This window comes from Chryseobacterium paludis (assembly GCF_025403485.1).
In the GTDB taxonomy this organism is placed as follows: Bacteria; Bacteroidota; Bacteroidia; order Flavobacteriales; family Weeksellaceae; genus Chryseobacterium; species Chryseobacterium paludis.
On the sequence record NZ_CP099966.1, the window covers coordinates 3990374 to 4003204 of the forward strand.

Sequence of the window (12831 nt, forward strand, 5' to 3'; positions counted from 1 at the left end):
ATTGGTAAATTGATATATTGTCAAATGATAAATTAAAATTTTATGGAAGACCTTGAAAATCAAAATTTAGAAAATCAAAGTTCTATAAATCTTGATAAAAAAGAAAACGATTTTCAGTCGAGAATCGATATGATTGAACTTCGGGTAAGTTTAGAAAAAGTAAAGTCTGAAATTGCTAAAGTAATTGTAGGACAGGAAAGTATGGTAGAACACCTTCTTGCTGCTCTTCTATCAAACGGTCATGTTCTGATTGAAGGAGTTCCTGGAGTTGCTAAGACGATTACGGCAAAATTATTGGCTAAAACAATTGATGTTGATTTCAGCAGAATTCAGTTTACCCCTGATTTAATGCCTTCAGATATACTAGGAACCTCTATTTTTAATGTTAAAAATTCCGAATTTGAATTTAAAAAAGGACCTATCTTCTCACACTTTATTTTAATTGATGAGATTAACAGGTCTCCGGCAAAGACTCAGGCTGCTTTGTTTGAAGTAATGGAAGAGAGGCAGATTACAATGGATGGAATCCGATACACAATGGAAGAGCCTTTCTTAGTGGTAGCTACACAGAATCCTATTGAGCATGAAGGAACATATAGGCTTCCGGAAGCGCAATTAGATAGGTTTTTATTTAAAATAAATGTTGGGTATCCAAATCTTCAACAAGAGATTTTAATTATTAAAAATCAACACGAAAGTAGAACGGAAGATAAAACGGAAGTTGTAGGAAAAGTAATAACAGCCCAGCAATTAAAAAATTATCAGCAGTTGGTAAAGGAAATTATTGTTGAGGCTCAGTTAATGGAATACATTGCTAAAATTATAGTGAATACCAGAGAAAATCAGTTTTTATACTTGGGAGCATCTCCAAGAGCTAGCTTAGCATTGCTAACAGCTTCAAAAGCTTTTGCGGCATTAAGAGGAAGAGATTTTGTAACTCCTGAAGATATTAAAGAGGCAAGCTATGCAGTGCTAAGACACCGGGTAATTGTTTCGCCGGAAAGAGAAATGGAAGGTCTAAGTGCTGATGAAATTATTAGACAAATTTTAGAAGGAATAGAGATACCAAGGTAGGTTAAGAATTAGGGATTAGCTGATAAAAGCTTTAGATCTAATTCCTTAATCATAACAGCTGCAACCCTGAGAAAATGAAAAACTTATACATTAATAACCGTTTTTTCTTCGCACTCATAGGAGTGGGGATACTCTATGTTTTTGCATTTTTCTTTCCATTCATCATCTACATTGCTCATATTCTGTTATTACTTTGTTTTCTAGCATCAATGGTTGATTTTCTTCTTCTTTTTAATCAGAAGGACGGAATTTTAGCACAAAGAATATTGCCGGAGAAATTATCTAATGGAGATGAGAATCCAATAAAGGTAGATATTAAAAATAACTACAGTTTTAAGATCAGTACCAAGATCATTGATGAAATTCCGTTTCAGTTTCAAAAAAGGGATTTTTTGATCCGTAAAGAAATTGCTTCAGGAAGAAATACCTATTTTCAGTATACTTTAGAACCTAAAGAAAGGGGGGAGTATAATTTTGGAAGCTTAAATGTTTATGCGGCTTCACCAATAGGCTTCGTTTCAAAAAGATATAGATTTCAAAAGGATGCAAACCTTGCTGCTTACCCATCATTTATTCATCTCCGAAAATATGAGCTGATGGCGCTTCAGAGTGAGTTTTTGTTGGGTGGTATTAAAAGGATCAGAAAGCTGGGGCATACCATGGAATTTGAGCAGATTAAAGATTATGTTCCGGGTGATGATATTCGAACGATTAACTGGAAAGCAACCTCAAAGACCAATCGTCTTATGGTTAATCAATTTCAGGATGAAAAGTCACAGCGTATTTTTATGTTGATCGATACTGGGAGAACCATGAAAATGCCTTTTAAAGAATTGAGTCTTTTAGATTATTCAATTAATGCAACAATGGCTTTGTCTCATATCATTTTGAAAAAAGGAGATCGGGCGGGAATGATGACTTTCTCAAAAAAAACTGAAAATAAAATAGCTGCTGAAAATAAATCAGGTCAGTTAAAGAAAATTTCTGAATCTCTTTATAACATCAAAACCAATTTTTTTGAAAGTGATTTTAACAGACTTTATCAGGATGTAAAATATTCGATCAATCAAAGAAGTCTGATCTTGCTATTTACTAATTTTGAAACATTAGATGGATTAAACAGGCAGTTGAAATATCTTCGTGGTATTGCGAAGAACCATTTGCTGGTTGTTGTATTCTTTAAAAATTCAGAACTTCAGACTTTAATTCATAGGAATCCTGAAAGTATGCAGGACATCTATGACGAGATTATTGCAGAGAAATTTGAATTTGAAAAGAAACTGATTATCCAGGAACTTCGCAAATATGGGATCTACACGGTATATACCCTTCCTGAAAATTTAAATATCGACGTTATCAATAAATATTTGGAGATAAAAGCGAGGGGAATTTTATAATTTTGTACATATAAATATTCTACGATTTGTCTGCCTTTTAAATTGCAGACGAATTCTAATGATCTTAAATATAAATACGACAATGAAAATAACATTAAACAGAATAAACGACGATTTTTTATTTGAATGCACCAACTCTCAGGGGAATTCTATTCTTTTGGACAATACTTCTCAGCCAGGAGCAAAAGGAGTTTCTCCAATGGAAAGTGTTTTAATGGCAGTTGCGGGATGTAGCGGAATAGATGTCGTTTCTATATTAAAAAAACAAAGACAGGAAATTACTGGCTTTAAAGCTGAAGTTGAAGGTGAAAGAGTTCAGATAGAAGAAGCAAAACCTTTTAAGGCAATTAAAGTTAAATTTTTTTTAGAGGGTACTGTTGATCCTGGTAAAGCATTAAAAGCAGCACAATTATCATTTGAAAAATACTGCTCAGTTTCTAAAACTTTAGAACCTAATGTAGAAATTGGTTATGAAGTTTTTGTAAATGGTGAAAAGATTTAATTCTAGATATAAGACAAAATAAAAAAACCGGATAGTCAATCCGGTTTTTTTATTATTGATGGTTGTTAGTTTTATTTTTTAATTATTTTAGAACTTTTAAAAGAACCGTCTTTCATGGTTGCAGTTAAGATATAAACTCCTGATTTAACTCCGCCTAAATGTATCGTTGAGGAAGGGTTGTCAATTGTTGTTACGGTAATTCCTGAAAGATCAGTAAGGGTAATACGTTTTATATCTGCAAAATTTTCAAGAAAGAGAACATCAGTGAAAGGGTTAGGGTAAGCTAGTCTTTCTTTAGCTTTAGCATTTACTTCATTTACAGCCAGGATAAGAGGTTCCAGTGTTACTGTAACTGTAAATGTGTTATTGTCAACCTTGTTATAATCTGCATTACAATCCGAACTGCCATAAGTTCTCCAGGCTCTAAGTTCAAAATTGACATCTCCGGTAAGGTCATTTGCTAAAGACAGTGCCGTTCTGTTATAAGAATAGGTTCCTGAATTACCACCTGAACCACTTGTTATTGCTGTTTCGGAGGTGTTATTATTTAAACAAACTAGTAAACTTCTTTGCTCAGACATCCACCCGTTTGCGACAGTAGACATTGTATAAGAAACAGCGGTAGATTTTATTTTATAACCAGTAGGTACACTAACGGTTACAGCTCCAGCGCAATTGGTGGTTGCTGTTATTGTTGGGTTTATATTGTACATCGTATTAATATCTCCGATTGTATAAGTAGAAGATATCTGTCCTACCGTAAATTCTTTCATTTTCCAGAATCCTTTAGTTCCACCGCAATTTGATCTCACCCAAAAATAGTAAGTCTCCCCTGTGGTTAATGAGTTCAGGGTTGCGGTAGTGGTACCAGCGGCAACACTTCCTGTAGGAGTTGTAGTTGCAGTTGGTGCCGTTGGTGTGCTGCTGTAATAGTAATCGTAACCTGAAGATGGCGCTGTTGCTGGCGCTGTCCAGCTTAAAGTTGCACTATTCATTGTAGAAGTATACGTAATATTTGAAGGTGAAGGGCAGGAACTATATACATCGGCGGAGAATGCAAAAATATTTGGAATTCCGCCAGTACCGGTTTTTGTGATAGTTACACTTTGGATGTTTTTAGACTGATTAGCAGCATCAATAGCAAGAGGGATTTGATACAATCGGGGTTCTGTTCCACCACCAGATTCCAAATTGTCATTATTGAGGTTAATTCTTCCTATCCCCTGAATGGCAAAATTTGCTGCGTAATACCAATCGGAAATATTGATTCCGGTAAATGACTGTGTTGAGGAGTCGGCGAAGTTAACGCTTACATCCACGGTACAGGCTCCGCTGCCTCCTGTTGCCAGCATATATAAGTTTATTGCCGGGATAGGTGTCGAAAAGGTAAGAGTTCCTGAATCAGCTGTATTTTCAAGTCTTAAAACATTATTGCCACTGTAAGAAGCTAATTGATAACCTAATCCAGGGGTAGAGCTGACGGCAGAATTGAACATTCCACTAATAGGTAAACCATACGTCAATGGTGTGCTGGTAGAAGTTAATTGAAAGTCTCTCGAAACAAAGGCATAATTGACACCATCTACATCATTGTTAGTAGAAGTCGTTGAACTTCCAATTCCATTCGCGATAACATCAGCATTATATCCACTTTGGATGGGAATAGGTTGATATTCCTGAGCATTAATCTGATGAATGAACATGCTTGATAATACCAGGCATGCAGCAGGTAGTAGTTTTCCTTTCATAAAAAATACTTTTAAGTTTGTTATGCTAAGATAAAGATTGTTTTATTAATAATTCATCATAATTTCAAATTGATTATTAAATTTTCATTAAAATATAAGGCTAAGTATTTTTATGTAATGTAAGCATATGTGTTCTCATGAATAAGAGAACTTTTTAATAAAGAGGAACGGCAGGGATTGGTGTCTAACTAAAAAAAATACTCCTTTTTGAAAAGAAGTATTTTAGGTGTTTTATCTTATCTTGGTTTCATAAGTTTGGCTACAGTAGCGGTCCAGCCTGTTTGATGTGATGCACCAACTCCACGACCATTGTCACCATGGAAATATTCATAAAAAGTGATATAGTCCTTAAAATGCTCATCATAATTAAACTTATTATTTCCACCATTAAAAGCCCTTTGGCCCTGTTCATCTTTTAAAAATATCGAGCAAAGTCTATTGCTGATATTCTGGGCCACTTCTTCAAGGTTTCTTTTGTCTCCACTTCCCGTTGGTAGTTCCACTTTTAAGCTATTCCCATAATAGAAATGAAATCGCTGAAGACTTTCTACGATTAGAAAATTAATCGGAAACCAAATGGGTCCTCTCCAGTTACTATTTCCTCCGAACATCCTGCTGTCACTTTCTGCCGGTGTATAATAAACAACGTTTTCAGTACCATGAACGGAGAATATAAAAGGATTTTCTTCATATACTTTTGACATCGCCCTGATTCCATAGGAACTTAAAAACTCTTTTTCATCGAGCATTCTGGTAAGAACTTTTGATAATCTGTTTTTGCGTAAAATGCTCATTAAGTGCTTTCTTCCGTGGCCTTCTTCATCCCAATGAGAAACTAATTTTGTAAGTTCTGGTTTGTTTTTAAGAACCCATTCCATTCTTATTTTAAAGTTAGGCATTTTTTCCAGTAACCCGTGATCGATGATCTCTACAGCGAATAGTGGAATAAGCCCAACAATACTTCTCAAGCGAAGGGTTACACTTTCACCATCACCTAATTGGAGTACATCATAGAAAAATCCATCCTCTTCATTCCATAATCCTTCCTTGCCATCACCCATATTTTCCATAGCTTCTGCAATATAAAGATAATGTTCAAAGAATTTAATGGCCATATCCTCATATACCTGGTAATATTGAGCCAGCTCCATAGCTATTCTCATCATATTCAAGGCATACATTGCCATCCAGCTCGTACCGTCTGCCTGTTCCAGATGTTCGCCATCTTTGAGTTCCATATTTCGGTCGAATGCACCAATATTATCGAGTCCCAAGAAACCGCCACCAAAAATATTCTTACCATTTTTATCCTTACGGTTCACCCACCATGTAAAATTCAGAAGTAATTTCTGGAAAACTTTTTCAAGGAACAACAAGTCTGGTTTGCCATTTGTTTTTTCATCAATTTTAAAAACCCTGAAACAAGACCATGCGTGAACAGGTGGATTTACATCACTGAGGTTCCATTCATAAGCAGGAAGCTGCCCGTTGGGGTGCATATACCATTCCTTTGTTAATAGAAGAAGTTGGTTTTTTGCAAATTGTGCGTCGATCAATGCATAAGGAACGCAATGGAAGGCCAGATCCCAGGTTGCATACCAAGGGTATTCCCATTTATCAGGCATGGAAATTATATCCTTATTATGCATATGATTCCACTCTGTATTTCTTACGTAGTTATAGAAATCCCGTGGTGCATCAAAATTGGGGTCTCCTTTTAGCCATTTTCCAACGTTGTAGTGGTAAAACTGTTTGTTCCAAAGTAATCCTGCGAAAGCCTGCCTTTGAACATTTCTTTCATCCTCATTGGTTACATCGTGCTGAACTTCATTATAAAATTCATTTGCTTCGGCAATTCGGGTATTGAAGATTTCTTCAAACTGGTAAAAAGGCTCATCCGTATCTTCGGGTGATAATCTGAAATCAAAAGTTTTTGACTGGCCACCGCCAATTATTTCATCGATGATAAAAGAAGCTTTTGATCCTCTTTTTTCAGGATTGATACTATTACTTTTATGAATGATATAATCATTTATTCCATCTTTGAAATAGGTGTTTTCAATAAATGGGACTCCATATAATTTCCGTGTATTTGTTTCATTATCACAAAAGGCACTTCTTGCATTTGTATTTCTTGAATAAAACTTTTTAATAGAAACACTGTCGTGATTGATATCAATACAGCCTTCATTTGAAGCATTCAACATGCCTTTATAAGTATTGTAACCCCATTTCCAGTTATTTCTGAACCATGCGGTTGGAGCTACGATTATAGGTGCATCCTGTTGGCTTCTGTTATGGATAGAAACCCGTACCAGAATGTCATTGGTTTCTGCCTTGCAATATTCAATAAAAATGTCAAAATATTCATTATTATCAAAAATTCCTGTATCAATAATTTCATATTCAGCCTCTTTTTTGCTGCGTTTTCCATTTTCAGAAACCAGATGGTCATAAGGAAATTCATTGATGGGATACTTGTATACCATCTTCATATAGCTATGTGTAGGAGTGTTGTCCAGGTAGTAAAAGATTTCTTTGATATCTTCCCCATGATTTCCCTGAGGGTTGCTCAATCCAAAAAAACGTTCTTTTACCATTTTATCTTTCTTGTTCCAGAACGAAAGAGCAAAGCAAAAAAGCTGTTTGGTGTCGGATATTCCTGCAATTCCTTCTTCCCCCCATCGATAAGAATAACTTTCAGCTTTGTCGTGGTTTGTAAAGTTCCAGGCATTGCCATTAGGGCTATAATCTTCACGAACATTACCCCATTGTCTATTGCTTACATAAGGGCCCCAACTTTTCCAGTTGATATCTTGTAATCTTTGTTTTTCTGCGGTCATAAATCATCATTTTCACTACGAAGTTAATTTTTTTGAAAAATAATTCCAATTTTTTCTATCTGAATAATTCTTAACATATCCTTGTAACTCTTATAATTAGAGGGTTTTTGAGAAAAAAATATTTTTTTGTAAAAATTTAAAATAAAATGAACTATCTTTGCAGCTCGATCATTCAAATATTGAAAATGTTATCAAGAAAGGTTGAGGGATTAGACCCTATGAAACCTTAGCAACCCTTTGTGCAAGCGAAGAAGGTGCTACGTTCTACCAAATATTTATTTTGGACAGATAACTTACTGAAGTTCTTCAGCCATTTCTCGTGGCATTTTCAATTGTGTTATAAGTAATATATAATAGAATTGAAAACAGAACTAAAACATATTAATCTTTCGTATCAAACCTATTCCGGAAAGGAATACCATATCCCGTTGAGTTATCAGCTCTTCGGGAAAGAATTGTTTACTGCACCCATTATTTTAATTAACCACGCTTTAACAGGAAACTCAAATGTTTCAGGGAAAAATGGTTGGTGGAAGCAGTTAGTGGGAGAAGGAGAAGTTATTGATATTAATTCTTATACCGTTCTGTGTTTTAATATTCCAGGAAACGGTTATGATCATTTTTTAATTGATGAGTATGAGGACTTTACACCTTCAGATATTGCAAATATATTTTTAAAGGGTCTTGAGTTTTTAAATATTAAAAATTTGTACGCCATCATTGGAGGCTCTCTTGGAGGCGGAATAGGCTGGGAAATGTTGGTGAAAAATCCACAACTGGCTGAAATATTCATTCCTATTGCCTGTGATTTTAAAACACACGATTGGCTTCATGCTCAGTGTTTGGTTCAGAAGTTTTTATTGAACGGAAATGATGAACCATTACAAAAAGCCAGAATTCATGCGATGTTGTGTTACAGGACTCCACAATCTTTAAACGACAGATTTCAAAATAAATACAATACAGAAAAACAAAAGCTTGAATCAGAAGATTGGCTTGTTTATCATGGAAAGGCTCTTAATGAAAGATTTAGTTTGAAATCTTACAAGCTAATGAATCATTTACTTATGAACATCAACGCTGAAGAAAATAGGTTGGAGAAAATTCAGGCACGAATGGACTTGATCTCCGTTGATACAGATCTATTCTTTCCTGCTTCAGAAATCCGGATGTGTTTTGAAAAACTGACAGGCAAAAAAGAGAATGTTTCTTATCACGAGATCACCTCAATACATGGGCACGATGCCTTCCTAATGGAATATAAACAATTAAATAATATCATTAAAAACATCTTGTTACAGACTGAAATTAAGCGAACACAAAATTTCCTGTAGCAACACTAAACAATAAAGAATGAACAGATGAAAAATGCTAACGAAATAAAATTTTTAAAAAATAGATCAATTATCAAATTTGAGGGTGAAGATTTCCTGGGAGAAATCGGTATTGATGGAAGAATTTTTAAAGCACTTACTTTAGCACGGATTAGTGTTGGAGTAATTTCACAACAGGCTATTGAAAACGGATTATCAATTCTGGTTCACGAAGATGATTCTGAAAAGGCTGTAAATTGTCTCATTGATGAATTTGAATCAGAAAGAAAATCCGGGAAAGTTTCTCAGATCTACAGTATTAACAATGTTTCTGTCTTAGGTTTTGTAGCTGAAGACCTTAATAAAGTACTTGCAGAGTTGGCTAGAAATAATGTATTCCCATTACTTCTCAATCAAATAGCAAGCGAAAAAAGAGTAAATATCGTAGTAACCTCTTCACAAGACGAAAAAACTAAAAATATCATCGAATCTGAAATATCAAAAAAACCTAAAACAGTTCATCTGGCAATAATAGGACATGGAAATGTTGGAAAAACTCTGATTGATCAGGTTTTACAATCTTCAGAAGAAATCAAAAGACGAAAAAAAATTGACCTTAAAGTAGTAGCAGTTGCGAACTCAAGGAAAATAGCATTCAATAAAAAAGGTTTCGACAGTAACTGGAATGATGAGGTTTTAATAGCGGAAAGCCCTTCAAATGTTGATGAGCTAATTAATTTTTCAAGAGAAAATCAATTGGAAAATTTAATAGTAGTTGATAATACGGCAAGTAAGGACTTTGTTAAAAACTATCATGCCTTGGCAGAAAATGGATTTGATCTGGTTTCTTCGAATAAAATATTCAATACACTACCTATTGAAGAATATCGTAAACTAAGATATACGTTGAATAAAAACAACAGACGTTATCTTTATGAAACTAATGTAGGAGCTGGTTTACCTTTGATTGATACGATAAAATTATTACACCTTTCAGGGGAAAATATTACAAGAATAAAAGGGGTATTCTCCGGTTCTTTAAGTTATATTTTCAATAATTTCTCTATTAGAAATGATAAGTTTTCAACAGTTATAGGGGAGGCAATGGAAAAAGGTTTTACTGAACCAGATCCTCGTGAAGATCTTTCTGGAAATGATGTAGCAAGAAAACTTTTGATTTTAGCCAGAGAACTTGATCTTATTAATGAATTCAGTGATATAAATATTCAGAACCTAATCCCTCAAGACCTTCTCTCGATCGGGAAAAACGAATTCATCTCCAGACTGGAAGAATTGGATACTGAATATCAGAATATCAAAGATGGTCAGGCTTCGGATCATGTATTACGTTACGTAGGTGACTTACATGGTGATTTACAAAAGGAAAAGGGGCAGCTTGATGTGAAATTGATTTCTGTTCCTGCTACCTCGGCTTTAGGCCAGCTAAAAGGTTCAGATTCCATTTTTGAGATCTACACGGAAAGTTATGGTGAGAATCCGATTGTGATTATGGGTGCAGGAGCAGGAGCGCAAGTAACTGCAAGAGGGGTTTTCGGAGATATTTTAAGAGTAAGCGAAACTAAATAAATTAATGTACGAATGTAGCAGTATAACAATGTACCAATAGCTACCCGGAAAAGAAGAATTGCTTCATTGGTAAACTGTTACATTGATATATTGTTACATTATTAGAATTAAAACTATATGGAAAATTTTGAAACATTTGCAATAAGAACTCAGACAGAAAGAACTCAGTTTGATGAACATTCGACGCCTTTATATCTTACATCAAGTTTTATTTTTCAGGATGCTGAAGATATGAGAGCGAGTTTTGCAGAAGAAAAACCAAAAAACTTATACAGCAGATTCTCCAATCCGAACGTTACGGAATTCACAGATAAGATAGTAAAAATGGAAGGTGCAGAAGCGGGATATGCTTTTGCAACAGGTATGGCGGCCATTTATTCGACTTTTGCAACATTGTTGGATGCGGGAGATCATATCGTAAGTTGTCAATCTGTTTTCGGATCTACACATACTTTATTTACAAAGTATTTTCCGAAATGGAATATTGAAACAACCTATTTCAAAGCAGAAGATGCAGAAGATGTTGAAAAATTAATTAAGCCTAATACAAAGATTTTATATCTGGAGACTCCAACAAATCCAGCCATTGAAATTTTAGATTTAGATTTTTTTGGAAAGATTGCTAAAAAACATAATCTTATCTTTATTGTAGATAATTGTTTTGCAACACCTTACCTTCAGCAACCTATCAAGTATGGTGCTGATGTTGTCGTTCATTCGGCGACAAAATTAATTGATGGACAGGGACGTGTTTTAGGAGGAGTAGCAGTAGGAAGAGAAGACCTGATAAGAGAGATCTATCTTTTTGCAAGAAATACAGGACCTGCAATGTCTCCTTTTAATGCGTGGGTTTTATCTAAAAGTTTGGAAACATTGGCGATCCGAGTAGAAAAGCATTGTGAAAATGCTCTGAAAGTTGCTGAGTTTTTGGAAAACCATCCAAATGTGGAATTGGTGAAATACCCGTTTTTACCTTCTCATCCGAGTTATGAAGTGGCAAAAAAACAAATGAAGTTAGGAGGTAATATTGTTGCTTTTGAAATAAAAGGAGGAATAGAGGGTGGTAGAAAGTTTTTAGATAAAATAAAAATGTGTTCACTTTCCGCAAACCTTGGAGATACAAGAACAATTGTTACGCATCCGGCCTCTACGACTCATTCGAAGTTAACGGATGAAGAGAGAAATGAAGTCGGAATTACAGCAGGTCTCGTTCGTTGTTCAGTAGGGTTGGAAAATGTAGAAGATGTGATTGCGGATCTACAACAGGCCTTAGATTAATTCAATAGAATAATAGGTTTTAACCAAAATTTACAAATGAGAAACTCAGAACAATTATATAAAGCGCTTTCACAAAGAATTTTAATTCTTGATGGAGCTATGGGGACAATGCTTCAACGATATAAGTTTGAAGAAGAGGATTATCGTGGCGAACGATTCAAAGATTATCCGCATTTAGTAAAAGGAAATAATGATCTACTTTCTCTTACACAGCCATATGCTATAGAAGAGGTTCATAAAAAATACCTGGAGGCCGGAGCAGATATCATCGAAACCAATACATTTTCAGGAACGACGATTGCAATGGCAGATTATCATATGGAAGATTTGGTATATGAACTAAATTATGAGTCCGCAAAGATTGCAAGAAGAGCGTGTGATGAATTCACAGCAATTAATCCTGATAAACCCAGATTTGTTGCAGGATCAATTGGACCAACCAACAGAACGGCTAGCTTAAGCCCCGATGTTAATGATCCCGGATACCGAGCCATTACATTTGATGAGTTGAGAATTGCCTATAAGCAACAATCTGAGGCTCTATTAGATGGTGGATCTGATATTTTATTGGTGGAAACTATTTTCGATACACTCAATGCAAAGGCGGCTTTATTTGCGATTGATGAAATCCAGGACGAACGAGGGATAAAAATTCCAATTATGGTGTCTGGAACTATTACAGATGCCTCAGGAAGAACGTTGAGCGGACAGACCGCAGAAGCCTTTTTAATTTCTGTGTCGCACTTAAATCTACTAAGTGTCGGTTTCAATTGTGCACTGGGAGCTAACCAATTGACACCTTATTTGGAAACCCTGGCTCATAATTCAGATTTTTATGTTTCAGCCTACCCTAATGCAGGTTTGCCTAATGCTTTCGGTAAATATGATGAGACTCCTGAATTTATGGCAGAACAGATAAGAGAATATGTAGAAAAAGGATTGATCAATATTATTGGTGGATGTTGTGGGACAACACCTGAACATATCAAGGCTATTGCAGATTTGGTTAATAAATATGAACCACGAAAGGTTAATAAATATAACAATGTATCTATCTAACAATTTATCAGTAATTAATCCATTGCTGAA

The 12831-nt window shown here is 35.0% G+C and carries 9 protein-coding genes and 1 riboswitch; of the genes, 7 read left to right on the forward strand and 2 right to left on the reverse strand.

Annotated elements, in window-relative coordinates; all coding sequences use genetic code 11:
* The first annotated feature begins 42 nt into the window (after positions 1–42).
* From NG806_RS18155 to NG806_RS18165, 3 genes are all read left to right on the forward strand, one after another.
* A complete protein-coding gene (locus NG806_RS18155) occupies positions 43–1074 on the forward strand; it encodes an AAA family ATPase (protein ID WP_214831183.1) in 1032 nt (343 codons plus the stop codon).
* Positions 1075–1148: 74 nt separating this feature from the next.
* On the forward strand, positions 1149–2471 hold the full coding sequence (locus NG806_RS18160; protein WP_214831184.1) for a DUF58 domain-containing protein: 1323 nt from the start codon (positions 1149–1151) through the stop codon (positions 2469–2471).
* An 82-nt stretch (positions 2472–2553) separates the two neighbouring features.
* The gene (locus NG806_RS18165) at positions 2554–2973 is read left to right on the forward strand and encodes an OsmC family protein (RefSeq protein WP_261510963.1); all 420 of its coding nucleotides are present in this window, start codon (positions 2554–2556) and stop codon (positions 2971–2973) included.
* 71 nt (positions 2974–3044) lie between these two features.
* On the opposite strand, the gene NG806_RS18170 is transcribed toward NG806_RS18165, so the two are convergent.
* Positions 3045–4721, reverse strand: a complete 1677-nt coding sequence (locus NG806_RS18170; RefSeq protein WP_261510964.1) for a T9SS type A sorting domain-containing protein — start codon at positions 4719–4721, stop codon at positions 3045–3047.
* Positions 4722–4957: 236 nt separating this feature from the next.
* Positions 4958–7564 (reverse strand): MGH1-like glycoside hydrolase domain-containing protein, encoded by a 2607-nt coding sequence (locus NG806_RS18175; protein WP_261510965.1) that lies wholly within the window; start codon positions 7562–7564, stop codon positions 4958–4960.
* Between the two features lie 185 nt (positions 7565–7749).
* A riboswitch (SAM riboswitch) is annotated at positions 7750–7859 on the forward strand.
* 64 nt (positions 7860–7923) lie between these two features.
* On the opposite strand from NG806_RS18175, the gene NG806_RS23005 reads away from it, so the two are divergent.
* The 4 genes from NG806_RS23005 to NG806_RS18190 all read left to right on the forward strand — a co-directional run bounded on the left by NG806_RS23005 (position 7924) and on the right by NG806_RS18190 (position 12801).
* A complete protein-coding gene (locus NG806_RS23005; protein WP_315941738.1) occupies positions 7924–8898 on the forward strand; it encodes an alpha/beta fold hydrolase in 975 nt (324 codons plus the stop codon).
* Between the two features lie 27 nt (positions 8899–8925).
* A complete protein-coding gene (locus NG806_RS23010; protein ID WP_315941739.1) occupies positions 8926–10464 on the forward strand; it encodes an ACT domain-containing protein in 1539 nt (512 codons plus the stop codon).
* A 117-nt stretch (positions 10465–10581) separates the two neighbouring features.
* A complete protein-coding gene (locus NG806_RS18185) occupies positions 10582–11742 on the forward strand; it encodes an O-succinylhomoserine sulfhydrylase (protein ID WP_261510966.1) in 1161 nt (386 codons plus the stop codon).
* A 36-nt stretch (positions 11743–11778) separates the two neighbouring features.
* Positions 11779–12801, forward strand: coding sequence for a homocysteine S-methyltransferase family protein (locus NG806_RS18190; protein ID WP_261510967.1), 1023 nt, complete (start codon positions 11779–11781; stop codon positions 12799–12801).
* The last annotated feature ends 30 nt before the right edge of the window (positions 12802–12831 follow it).